This window comes from Pseudoflavonifractor sp., assembly GCF_050943825.1.
Taxonomy (GTDB): Bacteria; Bacillota; Clostridia; order Oscillospirales; family Oscillospiraceae; genus Pseudoflavonifractor.
Window position 1 is genome coordinate 338,841 of the sequence record NZ_JBMNPX010000001.1, and the last position, 16,134, is coordinate 354,974.

A 16,134-nucleotide genomic window follows, 5' to 3' on the forward strand; every position below is an offset into this window, starting at 1 on the left:
TCTTAGACGATGATAGAATATATTTTAACAGAATAACCGTGAGATTATTCCGCTAAAATCAATGAACCAGAGCCGCCACAGCGCTCCCTACGGCAATGCCGCAGGCTGCGCCCAGCTCCTTCATGGCGGGGACATGCTCCACGGCAATCCCCTTGTCCCGGCAGAGCTCCTCTACCGGCTCGGTTACGCGGGGGTCGGCATCCTCTGCCAGAAAGACGCGCACCGCTCTCCCGTCCCCGATCGCCCGCTTTGTCTGCTTCACGCCGGCCACCTTGGGACCATTCTTCAGCTCCGAGAGCATCTGTACGCCTCCTTCTTCCCATTTTTCTGTTCAAAAGCAGCGTTTTGACACGCTTGGCGCAGACATACCTGCGCAATTTGAGATTATAGCATAGGTGGATTGGATAGTCAAGCACAAAAATACCGGAAAACACGGCATTTTTAAGGTTTTCTTCCCTTTCAGGCACGAATAACAATTTTGCCCTCTTGTCACCGCTTTCTTACTGTGGAAAACGCACAGTCCTCTCCCCTTCTCTGTATGGCTCAGACAGAAAAACGTGCTCCGCCGTCTCTGAAAGACGGCGGAGCACTGTGTTTTGCCGGATTTGCTTAGAAGCTGGAGCGCATGAGCTCCTGAGTGGCGTGAACCGCGGAGGCGGATTCGGCCTGAGCCTCCTCCTGCTTGTCGTACTTCCGGTAAGCGGCCAGGCCGGAGCCGGCGGGAATCAGCTTACCGATGATGACGTTCTCCTTCAGGCCCAGCAGGTGGTCCACCTTACCCTTAATGGCGGCCTCGGTCAGGACCTTGGTGGTCTCCTGGAAGGAGGCGGCGGACAGGAAGGACTCGGTGGCCAGAGAGGCCTTGGTGATACCCATCAGCAGACGGGTGCAGGTGGGCAGGCGCAGCTCCATGCCGTCATTGGTCTCGCCGGCATCAATGCGGTCCTGAACCGCCTTGTAGGCGTCCTTGAACTCGATGATGTCCACGGTGGAGCCAGAGAGCAGGTCGGAATCGCCGGCGTCCTCCACACGGACCTTGCGCATCATCTGGCGGCAGATGACCTCAATATGCTTGTCGTTGATGTCAACGCCCTGCTGACGGTAGGGCTTCTGCACTTCCTGGATAAGGTAGTTGTACACCGCGTGGACGCCGCGGATGCGGATGACGTCCTGGGGATAGAGGGCGCCGTCGGTGAGGGCGTCGCCCTTCTTCACCGTGTCGCCGTCCTTCACGCGGATGCCCGCAGAGTTGGGGATGGCGTAGGTGACCACCTCGCCGTCATCGGCGGTAATGGTGACGTTGAGCAGAGTGGCACGCTTGGCCTCCTCCACGGAGACGCGGCCGGAGATCTCGGCCAGCTGGGCCATCTTCTTGGGACGGCGGGCCTCGAACAGCTCTTCGACTCGGGGAAGACCCTGCGTGATATCGCCGCCGGCGACGCCGCCGGTGTGGAAGGTACGCATGGTCAGCTGGGTGCCGGGCTCACCGATGGACTGGGCGGCGATGATGCCGACAGCCTCGCCGGCGCCCACAGGCTCGCCGATGGCCAGGTTGATGCCGTAGCACTTGGAGCACACGCCGCTGCGGGCCTCGCAGGTGAGGACGGAGCGGATCTTGGCCTCGTAGATGCCGTGGGCCTCCAGCAGCTTGGCGTGGTCGGCGGTCATCATGGTGTGGTGGTCGATGAGCACCTCACCGGTGACGGGATCGCAGATGTCCTCCACGGGATAGCGGCCCTTCAGGCGCTCGCCGAAGGTCTCGATGACCTGGCCGTTCTCGGAAATCTCGGAGACGATGATGCCATCGTGCGTGCCGCAGTCCTCCTCGCGGATGATGACCTCCTGGGACACGTCCACCAGACGGCGGGTCAGGTAACCAGAGTCGGCGGTACGCAGAGCGGTATCGGCCATACCCTTTCGGGCGCCTCGGGAGGAGATGAAGTACTCCAGGACGGACAGGCCCTCACGGAAGTTGGACTTGATGGGGATCTCGATGGTGCGGCCGGAGGTGTCGGCCATCAGGCCGCGCATGCCGGCCAGCTGACGGATCTGAGCGGAGCTACCACGGGCGCCGGAGTCGGCCATCATCCAGATAGGATTGTACCGGTCCAGACAGGCCATCAGGGCGTCGGTCACGTCCTTGGTGGTCTTCTCCCAGGCCTCAACCACCAGACGATAACGCTCGTCGTTGGTCAGGAAGCCGCGCTTGTACTGACGGTCGATCTTCACGATCTCCTTCTCAGTGGCGGCGATGAGGCCCTGCTTCTCCTCAGGCAGCGTCATGTCGTAGATGGAGACGGTCAGGGCGCCGCGGGTGGAGAACTTGTAGCCACGGGCCTTGATGGTATCCAGCACGCCGGCGGAGTAGTTGAAGCCGTACTTGGTGATGCACTTGTCGATGATCTTGCCCAGCTGCTTCTTGCCGGTGACGAAGTTGATCTCGGGGTCGAACATGGTCTCGGGATCGTTGCGATCCACAAAGCCCAGGTCCTGAGGGATGCCCTCGTTGAAGATCAGGCGGCCCACGGTGGTGCGGACCAGCTTGGTCTTGGTCTCGCCGTTGACCTCGCGGCTGCGGCGGACCAGGATGGGCATGTGCAGCTCCAGCTCACCCTCATCGTAGGCCAGACGGGCCTCGATGTCGCTGCCGAAGGCGTGGAGCACCTCACGGGGCAGCTCGCCGTCGGGAGTCTCGGCGCAGATGCCGGCATAGGTGGGGATGTCGTCGGGCTTGCCGGGGTTCTTGACCCAGACATAGTCGTCGGCCTGGAGGGCGCCCTCAGCCAGAGCGGCCTTGACAGCGGCCACATCCTCATAGGTCTCGCCGGGGGTGTGCTCGGCGTACTTCTCGTAGGTCAGGTAGTAGGAACCCAGCACCATATCCTGAGTAGGCACGGTGACGGGGCCGCCGTCCTGGGGACGGAGCAGGTTGTTGGCGGAGAGCATCAGCAGCCGGGCCTCGGTCTGAGCCTCGGCGGACAGAGGCACGTGGACGGCCATCTGGTCGCCGTCGAAGTCGGCGTTGAAGGCGGTACACACCAGGGGGTGCAGCTTGATGGCGCGGCCCTCAACCAGCACGGGCTCGAAGGCCTGGATGCCCAGACGGTGCAGCGTAGGCGCACGGTTGAGCATGACGGGGTGCTCCTTGATGACGAACTCCAGAGCGTCCCACACCTCGGCCTTGCCCTTGTCCACCATCTTCTTGGCGGACTTGATGTTGTTGGCCAGGCCGTCCTCCACCAGCTTCTTCATGACGAAGGGGCGGAACAGCTCGATGGCCATCTCCTTGGGCAGGCCGCACTGATAAATCTTCAGCTCGGGGCCGACCACGATAACGGAACGGCCGGAGTAGTCGACACGCTTGCCCAGCAGGTTCTGACGGAAGCGGCCCTGCTTACCCTTGAGCATGTCGCTCAGGGACTTGAGGGCGCGGTTGTTGGCGCCGGTGACAGCGCGGCCGCGGCGGCCGTTGTCGATGAGGGCGTCCACAGCCTCCTGGAGCATCCGCTTCTCGTTGCGCACGATGATGTCGGGCGCGTTGAGCTGGATGAGGCGCTTGAGGCGGTTGTTGCGGTTGATGACCCGGCGGTACAGGTCGTTCAGGTCGGAGGTGGCGAAGCGGCCACCGTCCAGCTGCACCATGGGGCGCAGCTCGGGGGGGATGACGGGCAGCACGTCAATGATCATCCAGGAGGGCTTGTTGCCGGAGACGCGGAAGGCGTCCACGACCTCCAGACGCTTGACGATGCGGGCCTTCTTCTGGCCGGAGGCGTCCTTCAGCTCGGCGCGGAGCTGCTCGGAGAGCTGCTCCAGGTCGATGTCGTCCAGCAGCTTCTTCACGGCCTCGGCGCCCATGCCGGCCTCGAAATCGTCCTCGTACTTCTCCCGCATGTCGCGGTACTCCTTCTCGGAGAGGATCTGGTTCTTGGCCAGGGGGGAGAAGCCGGGGTCGGTGACAATATAGCTGGCGAAATAGAGCACCTTCTCCAGGATGCGGGGGCTGATGTCCAGCAGCAGGCCCATCCGGGAGGGAATGCCCTTGAAGTACCAGATGTGGGACACGGGGGCGGCCAGCTCGATGTGGCCCATGCGCTCACGGCGCACCTTGGCCCGGGTGACCTCAACGCCGCAGCGGTCGCAGATCTTGCCCTTGTAGCGGATCTTCTTGTACTTGCCGCAGTGGCACTCCCAGTCCTTGGTGGGGCCAAAGATGCGCTCGCAGAACAGGCCGTCCCGCTCAGGCTTCAGAGTGCGGTAGTTGATGGTCTCCGGCTTCTTGACCTCACCGTAGGACCACTCGCGGATCTGCTCCGGGGAGGCGATGCCAATGCGGATGGCGTCAAACTCAGCGTAACTCATAAATCTGTCGTCCTCCCTTTCTTATTCCTCGTCGCCGTCATCGGACAGGAAGTCCATGTCGTCGCCGTCGGAGAAATCATCATCCTCGTCGCCGTCGGAGATGGCCAGATCATCGTCGTCGCTGCCCTCCTTGAGGGTGTAGCCGGCGGCCTGGAACTCAGCCTCGCCGCCCTGATCGTAGCCAAAGCCGAAGTCGTCGTCGTGGCTGTGGTCGGGGGTGTAGTTGTCCTCGTCCTCATCCTTGAGCTCGATCTCCTGGCCCTCGGCGTCCAGGACCTTGATGTCCAGGCACAGAGCCTGCAGCTCCTTGACCAGAACCTTGAAGGACTCGGGCACGCCGGGCTTGGGCACGTTGTGGCCCTTGACAATGGCCTCGTAGGTGCGGACACGGCCGGTGGTATCGTCGGACTTGACGGTGAGGATCTCCTGGAGGGTGTAGGCGGCGCCGTAGGCCTCCAGAGCCCACACCTCCATCTCGCCGAAGCGCTGGCCGCCGAACTGGGCCTTGCCGCCCAGAGGCTGCTGGGTAACCAGGGAGTAGGGGCCGGTGGAACGGGCATGGATCTTATCGTCCACCAGGTGGTGCAGCTTGAGGAAGTAGACGTAGCCCACGGTGACGCGGTTGTCGAACCGCTCGCCGGTACGGCCGTCGTACAGCCAGCTCTTGCCGTCGGGGCTCAGGCCGGCCATCTGCAGGGTCTCGGCGATGTCCTTCTCGTCGGCGCCGTTGAAGATGGGAGTGGCCACCTTCCAGCCCAGGGTCTTGGCGGCGTAGCCAAGGTGGACCTCCAGCACCTGTCCGATGTTCATACGGGAAGGCACGCCCAGGGGGTTCAGCACGATATCCAGGGGGGTGCCGTCGGGCAGGAAGGGCATATCCTCCTGGGGCAGGATGCGGGACACGACACCCTTGTTACCATGGCGGCCGGCCATCTTGTCGCCCACGGAGATCTTACGCTTCTGGGCGATGTAGACACGGACCACCTGGTTTACGCCGGGGGACAGCTCGTCGCCGCCCTCGCGGGTGAAGACCTTCACGTCCACGATGATGCCGCTCTCGCCGTGGGGCACCTTCAGGGAGGTGTCACGGACCTCGCGGGCCTTCTCACCAAAGATGGCGCGGAGCAGGCGCTCCTCGGCGGTCAGATCGGTCTCGCCCTTGGGGGTGACCTTGCCCACCAGGATGTCGCCGGAGCGGACCTCGGCGCCCACGCGGATGATACCGCGCTCGTCCAGGTCCTTCAGGGCGTCCTCGCCCACGTTGGGGATGTCCCGGGTGATCTCCTCGGGGCCCAGCTTGGTGTCGCGGCTCTCGGTCTCGTACTCCTCAATATGAATAGAGGTAAAGACGTCGTCCTTCACCATGCGCTCGTTGAGCAGGATGGCGTCCTCGTAGTTGTAACCTTCCCAGGTCATGAAGCCCATGAGGATGTTCTTGCCCAGGGCGATCTCGCCGTTGGAGGTGGAGGGGCCGTCGGCGATGACCTCGCCCTTCTCCACCCGCTGGCCGGCGTTGACAATAGGACGCTGGTTGATGCAGGTGGTGTGGTTGGAACGCATGAACTTGGTCAGCTTGTAGTCCACCACGCGGCCGCTGTCATAACGGACCGTGATGTACTGGGCGGAAGACTTGAGGACCTCGCCGTCCTCCTCAGCCAGGATGGCCACGCCGGAGTCGATGCAGTTCTTGTGCTCCTGGCCGGTGGCCACGATGGGGGCCTCGGGACGGAGCAGAGGCACGGCCTGACGCTGCATGTTAGCACCCATCAGAGCACGGTTGGCGTCGTCGTTCTCCAGGAAGGGGATCTGGGCGGTAGCGATGGAGAACATCATCTGGGGAGAGATATCGATATAGTCCACCTGGTCGCGGTCCACCTCGATGATCTCGTTGCGGTGGCGGCAGGTGATACGGTCATTGATCAGGCGCTTGTCCTCGTCCACGGGCTCGGTGGCCTGGGCGATGATGAACTGATCCTCAATGTCGGCGGTCATGTAGTCCACCTGGTCGGTGAGGCAGCCGGTGGCCTTGTCCACCTTGCGGTAGGGAGCCTCGATGAAGCCGTACCGGTTGATGCGGGCATAGGAGGCCAGGTAGGAGATCAGGCCGATGTTGGGACCTTCGGGCGTCTCAATGGGGCACAGACGGCCGTAGTGGGAGTAGTGGACGTCTCGCACATCGAAGGAGGCGCGGTCACGGGACAGACCGCCGGGGCCCAGAGCGGACATACGGCGCTTGTGAGTCAGCTCGGCCAGGGGGTTGGTCTGGTCCATGAACTGGCTCAGGGGGGAGGAGCCGAAGAACTCCTTGATGGCGGCGGTAACGGGACGGATGTTGATCAGGCTCTGGGGGGTGACGATATCCAGGTCCTGAATGGTCATGCGCTCCCGGATGACACGCTCCATGCGGCTGAAGCCGATGCGGAACTGGTTCTGCAGCAGCTCGCCCACACAGCGCAGGCGGCGGTTGCCCAGGTGGTCGATATCATCGGGGGTGCCGGCGCCGTTGGCCAGGCAGTTGAGGTAGTTGATGGAGGCCATCATGTCGTCCACGATGATGTGCTTGGGCACCAGGTCGTCGGCGTGGTCGGCCACAGCCTCCTTCAGCTCCTCGCCGGAGTACTGGTTCATCAGGTCCTGGAGGACGGAGAAGCGGACGCGCTCGGTGATGCCGCACTCAGCGGGATCGAAGTCCACGAACTTGGACATGTCCACCATGTTGTTGGAGAACATCTTCACCAGGGTGCCGTTTTCCAGCTCGATGACGGCCTCGTTGACGCCGTGGTCGTCCAGCTCATGGGCCTTCTCACGGGTGATGACCTCGCCGGCCTCAGCCAACAGCTCACCGGTCATGGGATCGGCGATGGGCAGGGCCAGCTTCTGGTTCACCAGGCGGTGCCACAGGGCCAGCTTCTTGTTGAACTTGTAGCGGCCCACGGCGGACAGGTCGTACCGGCGGGGGTCAAAGAACAGGGCGTTGAGCAGGCTCTCGGCAGAGTCCACCGTGGGGGGCTCGCCGGGACGGAGCTTGCGGTAGACCTCCAGCAGGGCGTCCTCGTAGGTCTTGCAGGCGTCCTTCTCCAGAGTGGCCACGATGCGGGGGTCCTCACCGAACATGTCGATGATCTCGGCGTCGGTCCGGGGACCCACGGCGCGGATGAAGCAGGTGATGGGCAGCTTGCGGTTCTTGTCGATACGGACATAGAACACGTCGCTCAGGTCGGTCTCATACTCCAGCCAGGCGCCACGGTAAGGGATAACAGTGGTGGCGTAGGTCACGTTGCCGGCCTTGTCCTCGGTGCGGGCGTAGTACACGCCGGGAGAACGGACGATCTGGGAGACGATAACGCGCTCAGCGCCGTTAATAACAAAGGAACCGGAGTCGGTCATCAGGGGGAAGTCGCCCATGAAGATCTCCTGCTCCTTGATCTCCTCGGTCTCCTTGTTGCGCAGACGGACCCGCACCTTGATGGGGGCGGCATACGTGGCGTCCCGCGCCTTGCACTCCTCAATGCTGTACTTGGGCGGCTCGTCCATGGAGTAATCAATAAAGGAGAGCTCCAGGTTGCCCGCGTAGTCGGTGATGGAGGCCACGTCCTTGAATACCTCACGGAGACCTGTGTCCAGGAACCACTGGTAGGAGTTCTTCTGAACCTCCAGCAGGTTGGGCATGCTCAGGATTTCCTCGTGACGGGCGTAGCTCTTGCGCAGGGTCTTGCCGTAGTACACGTCCTTGACCATCATCGTAGAAATAACACCTCGTTTTCTGATACTGCCGCGATTTTTTCCCTGTTCCCGCAGGTCAAAAACCGCTTTCTCTGTCCTCTTCTTCGTCAAATCCTACAAAGGGGTACGCCGCGAACGTTTTGATACGCCCGCATGCGTTGAAACGATATTTAGGTTTCCTATTGCGCTTTTCTCATGTCCGTGTTAAACTGTATCCACACTGGGGAAGAATCGGGATAAGACTTTTCCGGCTATGAGAGCATTTAAGTATACCATGGGTATTCGCACAAGTCAATCCCTTTGGCAGGTGAAATCTGGAGAAATCCAGATTTTTTTATTTTTCTGCTTCACGGTCGGCCACATCCCTTCCCCTCTCCGGCCGGTCCGGTCACAAAACCTTATATCTGCTTCAGGCTGCACAGCAAAGCCGGGGCGGGATTTTTCAGAATCCCGCCCCGGCTTTTTGTTCTGTCTTCCGCCTGTTTCCAAGTTCAGGCGGCGCTCTCTTCCGGCTGCTTACACGTTTCCGCCGAACTCGGAGAAGAACTTGTTGTGGATGGCCTGCACGGCTCGGTCCGCGTCATCCGCGTCCACCAGGACGGAGACCTTGATCTCGCTGGTGGAGATCATGTTGATGTTGATGCCCGCGTTGTACAGCGCCTCAAACATGAGGGAGGCCACGCCGGGATTGTTGATCATGCCCGCGCCCACAATGGACACCTTGGCAATGTTGTCGCTGACGTCGATGTGGTCAAAGCCCAGGTAGGTCTTGTTCTCCTCCAGCAGGCGCTTGGCCTCGTCCTTGTCGCTCTTGTTGACGGTAAAGCTGATGTCCTTGGTGTCGCCGCGGCCGATGGACTGGAGAATGATATCCACGTTGATCTTGGCCTTGGCCAGCAGGGAGAAAATCTTGAAGGCAATACCCGGGGTATCGTCCAGGCCCACCAGGGCCAGCCGGGCCACGTCCTTATCCTTGGCTACACCGCTCACATGCGTCTTTTCCACGTTCTTCACGACCTCCTTGACTTTGGTCCCGGGGTTGCCCGAGAAGCTGGAGAGCACCTCCAGATTGACATTGTACCGCTTTGCCATTTCAACGGACCGGTTGTGGAGCACCTGGGCACCCAGCGTGGCCAGCTCCAGCATCTCGTCGAAGGTAATCTCGTCCAGTTTTTTCGCGCCCTCCACATGGCGGGGGTCGGCGGTATAGACGCCGTCCACGTCGGTGTAGATCTGGCACAGGTCCGCGTGCAGGCTGGCCGCCAGCGCCACGGCGGAGGTGTCCGAACCGCCGCGGCCCAGGGTGGTGATGTCGTCGTATTTGTTGATGCCCTGGAAGCCGGTGACAATCACGATGCACTTCTTGTCCAGCTCGGCCAGAATCCGCTCCGGTGCCACCCGCTTGATACGGGCGTTGGAATAGGACGAGTTGGTACGCACACCGGCCTGCCAGCCGGTGAGAGAGATGACCGGATAGCCCATGGCCTCAATGGCCATGGCACACAGGGAGCAGGAGATCTGCTCGCCGGTGGACAGGAGCATATCCATCTCCCGCTTGGAGCCATTGGGATTGATTTCCGCGGCCTTGGCAATCAGGTCGTCGGTGGTGTCGCCCTGGGCGGACAGCACCGCTACCACGCTATGTCCACGGCGGTAGGTCTCGGTGATGATGCGGGCCACATTGCGGATTTTATCCGCGTCCGCCACCGAACTTCCGCCAAACTTCTGTACAATGAGTCCCATTTCTATGTACCCCCAATGAGTGTGTTTCTCGGCGGCACGCCGGAAACGGGGGCCTGACCGGATACGTCCGGCACAGGCCCTGTTCCGCCTGCCCTATCCTATGCCGCCGGGGCGGCCGCTGTCAATCCAGAACCCGGAACAGGGAGAGCCGCTCCATCCCCTCCAGCTTTTTCTCCACCTCGGCCCGTGTCATGGGACCGGTCAGGAAGGCGGTCTCCTTTGCCGGCGCGCCCGCCCGGGCCAGGAAGTTGACGTCTCCAAAGGTGACCCGCACCGCATCCGCATCTGCGGCGGCACGGGCATACCAGGCACTCTCCAGGCTGTCGGTGGATGCCACCACATCGTCCCCGCCGGGGCCCCAGGCCATATACTTCAGGGACTTGATGTGCCGGGCGGCATCCATCACGTCGGCCACCACCGCGCTGGCGGTGGGCAGCTTACCGGCACCCCGGCCGTAGAACATCACGTCGCCCACCGCGTCGCCCCGGACTGTGATGGCGTTGAACACGTCCTCCACACCGCCCAGCGGGTTCTCGCTGCTGACCAGATGGGGCGCCACATAGGCGCACACCCGGCCGTCCGCCTGGCGGATGGCCCGGCCCAGCAGCTTTATCTTCCGCCCGCAGGCGTCGGCATAGGCCACGTCGGCCAGGGTCACCTTGGTGATGCCCTCGGTGGGCACCTGGTCGGGGTAGATGTGCCGGCCAAAGGCCAGGGCGCCCAGAATGCAGATCTTCCGGCAGGCGTCGGCACCCTCAATGTCGGCGGTGGGGTCCTTCTCAGCATAACCGTTCTGCTGCGCCTCCGCCAGCGCCGCCTCAAAGGACAGCCCCGCCTTGATCATCTTGGTGAGAATATAGTTGGTGGTGCCGTTGAGGATACCGCAGATCTCCTCAATCTCGTTGGCCGCCAGGCAGCGGCTCAGGGGACGGATGATGGGAATGCCGCCGCCCACGCTGGCCTCAAAGAGATAGCTCACGCCATTGGCCTTGGCCAGGCTCAGCAGGTCGTATCCGCAGGTAGCCACCAGCTCCTTGTTGGAGGTCACCACACTCTTGCCCGCCTTCAGGGCCCGCTCAGTGAAGTCCCGGGCAATTTTGGCTCCGCCGATGGTCTCCACCACGATGTCCACCTCGGGGTCGTTCTCAATCACACTGAAATCGTGAACAATCTTGTCGGCAAAGGGACTGTCAGGGAAGTCCCGCACGTCCAGAATATATTTCAGGTTGACGGGATTGTGGACCTTTTCGTCAATGTGGGTGTGGTTCTTGGTCAGCACCTCGGCCACGCCGGAGCCCACTGTGCCAAAGCCCAGAATCGCTACATTCACTGTCATATCATTCTTCCTCTCTGTATCGCTGTAATGGGCCGCCGGCAGGTCTTACCCCGCCAGAATCTCGCATCGGATCACGCCCTCCTGGGCGGCTACCCGGTTCATCAGCTCCTCCACCGGCTCCTCCAGCCCGGAGGTCTCCGCGCCGATGGTCACCGCCGCGCAGCCGCTTACCGGAATGCCCTGGTTGATGGTGAGAATATTCCCGCCCGTCCGGGCAAAGATATTCAGGACCGCGGAGAGTACCCCCGGCTCATCCTTCATCATGATCTGGAAGGTGACAATCCGTCCGTTGAGCATGTCGTTGAAGGGCCGGACCGCGTCCTTATACTTATAGAAAGCGCTGCGGCTGATGCCCGCCACCTTAGTGGCACGGTTGACGGTGTCTGCCTCGCCGGTCTCCAGCATCCGCTTGGCCTCCGCCACCTTGAGGAACACCTCGGGCAGCGCCTCGGCATCTACGATGAAGTATTTGGGTTTCTTCGCCATTGTATGCAGCCTCCTGGCCCCTTGTCTCTGCGACAAGGTCATTTGTCTGTGTATGGACTTCATTTTAGCACAGTAAAGGATCAGACGCAAGTCTAAAACACCGGGCAGATTCCCACAGATTTACCAGTCGGGAACCCCTATATTCCGTCATTTTTCACAGGAGGTCCTGTCCGTGGCCGAAAAACGCCTTGTCCGTGTCCTGCTGACCCTGCTCTGCGCCGCTCTGGCCGCTGCCGGAGTGTGGCTGGCTTTCACTGTGCTGCTGCCCTGGGTACTCCCCTTTCTGCTGGCCCTGGGGCTGGCCTGGCTGATGGAGCCCGCTGTGAAGATGCTGATGGGCCGTTTCCGGCTCAAGCGGGGGCTGGCAGCCGCCCTCACCACTGCCGGACTGGCCCTCCTGCTCTGCGGCGCCCTGGGCCTTGTTCTGTGGCGGATGGGGTACGAGCTGGCACTGCTGCTGGGCCGCCTGCCCGTGCTGCTCTCCGGCCTGCCCGCCCTGGGCAATCAGGTGGAAGACTGGGCCTACCGCTTTATTGTGGCCCTGCCTGTTCAGCTCCAGGACTTCGCAAAGGACGCCCTGGACGGCTTTATCCGCCAGGGCATCTCCCTGCCCGCCAAGCTCTATGACGTCCTGGCGGGGATTGCCGCCGGGGCGGCTGCCGCCGTGCCCGACGCCATGCTCTTCCTCTTTACCACCGCCCTGGCCGCCTACTTCACCAGCGCCGCCCGGCCCCAGGTGCTCTCCTTCCTCTCACGGCAGATGCCGGCGTCCTGGCGGGACAGGTTGGGGAAGGCTGTCCCCGTGCTTAAGACTGCCCTGGGCGGCTGGCTGCGTGCTCAGGGCCTGCTGATGCTCGTCACCTTCGGCGAGCTGACGGTGGGCTTTCTCATCCTGCAGGTGGATTTGGCCCTGCTGCTGGCCGCTCTGGTGGCTCTGGTGGACGCACTGCCCGTCTTCGGTACGGGGACGGTACTCCTCCCCTGGGCCCTGTTCTCCCTGCTGTCCGGGGACTGGAAGCTGGCCCTGGGGCTGGCCGTGCTGTACGGCCTTGTGTCCGCCGTGCGTAGTCTGCTGGAGCCCAGGCTGGTGGGCCAGAAAGCGGGGCTGCCGCCCCTGGCCGCCCTCTTCGCCATGTATGTGGGCTTCCGAGCCCTGGGCGTGTGGGGCATGCTCCTCTCCCCTTTGGCCGCCATCTTCCTCAAACAGCTCCACGACAGCGGCGTCTTTCGTCTCTGGCGGGACAGCCCTTAAAACAGGCTCAGCTGGCCGTCCTCCCTCCGGGCGGGCCTGGCCGCCTGCTCCGTGCCCAGCGCCTCCGGCGGGATATCCGCCAGGAAGGGGGACGGCTCAGGCCCGGCAAGCAGAATCAGCTCCTCCATGGCCCGGGTCATGCCCACGTAGAACAGCCTCCGTTCCTCCGCCGGGTCGGACGCCCTGCGGCGGGAACAGTAGGGCAGCAGCCCCTTCTCCACCCCGCAGAGAAACACCACCGGGAACTCCAGGCCCTTGGCGGCGTGGAGGGTGGTCAGCGTCACATATCCGGCCCTGTACCCCTGCCCGGCACTGCGCAGCAGGTCGGCCTCCCGGCCCACGGTCAGGCTGAGAAGAAAATCCTCCATCCGGCGGTGGAACACCGCCATATTCATCAGCCGCTCCAGCGGCTCCGTCCCCGCCCGGTCCACCGCCCGGCCGTAGGCCTCCAGCAGCCGGACCGGCTTGTCCCGGCCCATGAGGGGCGCCAGCTGCTCCATCAGCGCCCGGAAGCGGGACAGGCCATCCGCCTCAGGACAGGCCGCCTCGGCGGCTCTGGCACGCTCCACAGGGCTGCCCGTCTCCTGTCCCCAGACCTCCGCCGCGGCGTGGGCCGTGTCCGACGGGCAGTCGAAGCCCAGCATCAGGGCCAGGGACGGGTCCTCCCGCTCCGGCCACGCAAGCGCCCGGAAAAAGGCCAGGGCTCCACGGACCGTCCGGTGGGTCAGGAAGCCGCCCTTCCCCACCACCGCGCAGGGGATGCCCTCCTTCCGCAGGCACTCCTCCAGCAGCTCCAGCTGACGGCGGGTACGGCAGCACACCGCAAAGTCGGAGAAGGTGCGGGCCGCCTCCCCATGGGCGGACACCATGTCCATGCCGCCCACCTGGCGGCCAATCTCCCGGGCCACAAAAATCCCCTGGGACAGCGGGGTGTCCGCCGTCACCAGCCGCACCCTGCCGCCGTCACCCGGGACGCTGTGGAGCCCCCGGGGTCCGCCGCCGTTCTTCTCAATAACCGGCAGGGCACAGCGGAGAATCTCCGCCCGGGAGCGGTAGTTCTCCGTCAGGCGGACGGTGCGCACCTCCGGCCAGTCCTCCGCCAGCCGCTGCCAGCTGGCCCCGTCGCCGCCCCGGAAGCCGTAGATAGACTGGTCCGGGTCGCCGATGACAAACAGGCTCTCCCCCGCCCTGTTCCAGGCCCGCAGCAGGCGGTACTGGATGGGGTCGCAGTCCTGGAACTCGTCCACCAGCAGGTGGGTGAAGGGCCGCAGGTCCTTGTCCGGCGCTCCCTCCGCCCTGGCCAGCTCGGCAAGCAGCAGGTCGTCAAAGTCCATGGCTCCCCGCTCCGACAGCATGGCCTGATAGGCGCCGCAGGCCTTCTGCTCCGCCTCGCTCAGCTCCACGGGCAGGCCGTTCTTCGCCATGGACACCGCCCGGAGCAGTCCCTCGGGGGACATAATTTCTCCCGCCGCCTCTTCCGCCAGGGCCAGGGCCTCGGACTGGTCCAGCAGGCACACGCCGGGCTGATTTTTCAGGCTGATGGCGTGGAAGGTGCCCACCGTCAGGCCACGCAGGGCCCGCTTGCCCCCCAGTACATACTCCAGCCGCTGCCGCAGCTCCTCGGCGGCCCGGTTGGTGAAGGTAACCGTTGTAATGTTACCAGCCTTTACACCACAATCCTCAATCAGATGGGCAATCCGGTAGGCCAGGGTACGGGTCTTTCCGGTGCCCGGCCCGGCGGACACCGCCACCGCCCGGCCGTCCGCCTCCACGGCCGCCCGCTGGGCCTCATTGAGCCCGGCAGCGGCTGCCGTGTGCTTCTGTTCTGTCTCCCCTGCCATCTTTTTTACGGACAGGGATTTGGTCTCCTTGGCCTTCTTTCTGGCGGGAGCGGCGCCGCCGAACAGGCTCGCCTGGCCGCTGAAGGCCTGCCGCTCGGCGTCGGTCAGCAGGCCGATTTTGCCGTACACTCCGTCGTAGCCCGCCGTCCGCTCCACCTGCCCGCTGCGCAGGCGGCGGATGCCCTCGGCCACACAGGGACCGGCGGTGCGCTCAATGTCCTCGGTGGGCACGTCCCGCAGAATCTGAAATTCCGTGCCCAGCTGGGTAAGCATATGCTCATAGAGGGCGGTGTTCTTCTTGCTCTCCGGACTGCCGCCCAGGGAGGCGGCGATGACTTCGGGCAGGGGCACCAGGCTCTGGAAGTCCTTTGCCCCCTGGGGGCGGAAACCCTCCGGCCGGTCGGCCAGCTCCTCCACCCGGTGGAGCACCCCGATGGTCAGCTTTTTCCCACACACCGGGCACTTGCCCCCTGCCGCCACCGTCTCCACCGGCGTCAGGCACTGATTGCAGGTCCGGTGGCCGTCCAGATGGTACTTTCCCTCCTCGGGGAAAAACTCCAGGGTACCCAGCAGGCCCTCTCCGGTACACAGGGCACGGCGCAGGCTGGCATAGTCGGGATTGATGTCAAGTAAATCCGCTTCACGGCCCAATTTGGCCGGGGAGTGGGCGTCCGAGTGGGACACCAGCTGATAGCTGTCCAGAGCGGAGAGCCGCCAGTTCATGGGCGGGTCGGAGGACAGACCGGTCTCCAGGGCGTGAATCTCCCCGGTCAGGTCCCCGAAGCAGTCCTCCAGAGAGTCAAAGCCGGAAAAGGCCCCAAAGACGGAGAAATGGGGCGTCCAGATATGAGCTGGGATGAACACCGCCTCGGGACAGGCCTCCAGGGTGATCTCCAGCAGGTCCCGGCAGTCCAGGCCCAGAATGGGCCGTCCGTCGGAGCGGATATTGCCGATGGCCTCCAGCCTGCGGGACAGCTCCTCCGCCGCCTCCAGGTCGGGCAGAAGGATAAGGCTGTGAACCTTCCGCACTTTACCGTCCTTCTTGTAGATGGTGCTGATCTCCCCGGTGACCACAAAGCGGGGTGTGCCTGCGCCGGGAATTTCCTCCGGCAGACGGAACTCCTCCTTCAGCACGTACAGGCCGTCCCCGTCCCGCTCCAGCTTGTCCGCCAGCTCCGCCCGCCAGGCCGGGTGGGTGAAGTCGCCGGTGCCCACCAATCCGATGCCCTTCCTTCTGGCCCACAGGTCCAGGTACTCTGGCACGCACTGGGCGCTGGTGGCCCCGGAATATTTTGAATGAATGTGCAGGTCTGCTATCATGCTGCCGCTCCTTTCCCGCCGCTGCGCGGCACAAAAACCCCCCCGGCCTTCTGGCCGGGGGGGTGAAAGTCTGT

Annotated in this window: 8 protein-coding genes; 1 reads left to right on the top strand and 7 read right to left on the bottom strand. The window is 63.4% G+C overall.

Features of this window, described 5'->3' with window-relative positions; all coding sequences use genetic code 11:
- Window positions 1–58 precede the first annotated feature (58 nt).
- The 6 genes from ACOX7T_RS01620 to ACOX7T_RS01645 all read right to left on the bottom strand — a co-directional run bounded on the left by ACOX7T_RS01620 (window position 59) and on the right by ACOX7T_RS01645 (window position 11,647).
- Complete coding sequence (locus ACOX7T_RS01620) at window positions 59–301, bottom strand: ribosomal L7Ae/L30e/S12e/Gadd45 family protein (protein ID WP_433439220.1); 243 nt, start codon at window positions 299–301, stop codon at window positions 59–61.
- A gap of 308 nt (window positions 302–609) precedes the next feature.
- Window positions 610–4,359 (bottom strand): DNA-directed RNA polymerase subunit beta', encoded by a 3,750-nt coding sequence (gene rpoC, locus ACOX7T_RS01625; RefSeq protein ID WP_433439223.1) that lies wholly within the window; start codon window positions 4,357–4,359, stop codon window positions 610–612.
- Window positions 4,360–4,380: 21 nt separating this feature from the next.
- Entirely contained in the window at window positions 4,381–8,097 is a 3,717-nt protein-coding gene (rpoB, locus tag ACOX7T_RS01630) for a DNA-directed RNA polymerase subunit beta (protein ID WP_433439573.1), read from the bottom strand.
- 501 nt (window positions 8,098–8,598) lie between these two features.
- Window positions 8,599–9,825 (bottom strand): aspartate kinase, encoded by a 1,227-nt coding sequence (locus ACOX7T_RS01635; protein ID WP_433439225.1) that lies wholly within the window; start codon window positions 9,823–9,825, stop codon window positions 8,599–8,601.
- A gap of 121 nt (window positions 9,826–9,946) precedes the next feature.
- On the bottom strand, window positions 9,947–11,161 hold the full coding sequence (locus tag ACOX7T_RS01640) for a homoserine dehydrogenase (RefSeq protein ID WP_433439227.1): 1,215 nt from the start codon (window positions 11,159–11,161) through the stop codon (window positions 9,947–9,949).
- A 45-nt stretch (window positions 11,162–11,206) separates the two neighbouring features.
- Window positions 11,207–11,647, bottom strand: coding sequence for an ACT domain-containing protein (locus tag ACOX7T_RS01645; RefSeq protein WP_433439229.1), 441 nt, complete (start codon window positions 11,645–11,647; stop codon window positions 11,207–11,209).
- A gap of 172 nt (window positions 11,648–11,819) precedes the next feature.
- On the opposite strand from ACOX7T_RS01645, the gene ytvI reads away from it, so the two are divergent.
- Entirely contained in the window at window positions 11,820–12,899 is a 1,080-nt protein-coding gene (gene ytvI, locus ACOX7T_RS01650; RefSeq protein ID WP_433439231.1) for a sporulation integral membrane protein YtvI, read from the top strand.
- Here the strand turns inward: ytvI and ACOX7T_RS01655 are convergent.
- Complete coding sequence (locus tag ACOX7T_RS01655) at window positions 12,896–16,060, bottom strand: UvrD-helicase domain-containing protein (RefSeq protein WP_433439233.1); 3,165 nt, start codon at window positions 16,058–16,060, stop codon at window positions 12,896–12,898. The genes ytvI and ACOX7T_RS01655 overlap by 4 nt on opposite strands.
- Window positions 16,061–16,134: the final 74 nt, after the last annotated feature.

Excerpts from the sequence above, each read along its gene's own strand:
- ACOX7T_RS01620 (WP_433439220.1), bottom strand. The coding sequence starts at position 301 with ATGCTCTCGGAGCTGAAGAATGGTCCCAAGGTGGCCGGCGTGAAGCAG.
- rpoC (WP_433439223.1), bottom strand. The coding sequence starts at position 4,359 with ATGAGTTACGCTGAGTTTGACGCCATCCGCATTGGCATCGCCTCCCCG.
- rpoB (WP_433439573.1), bottom strand. The coding sequence starts at position 8,097 with ATGGTCAAGGACGTGTACTACGGCAAGACCCTGCGCAAGAGCTACGCC.
- ACOX7T_RS01635 (WP_433439225.1), bottom strand. The coding sequence starts at position 9,825 with ATGGGACTCATTGTACAGAAGTTTGGCGGAAGTTCGGTGGCGGACGCG.
- ACOX7T_RS01640 (WP_433439227.1), bottom strand. The coding sequence starts at position 11,161 with ATGACAGTGAATGTAGCGATTCTGGGCTTTGGCACAGTGGGCTCCGGC.
- ACOX7T_RS01645 (WP_433439229.1), bottom strand. The coding sequence starts at position 11,647 with ATGGCGAAGAAACCCAAATACTTCATCGTAGATGCCGAGGCGCTGCCC.
- ACOX7T_RS01655 (WP_433439233.1), bottom strand. The coding sequence starts at position 16,060 with ATGATAGCAGACCTGCACATTCATTCAAAATATTCCGGGGCCACCAGC.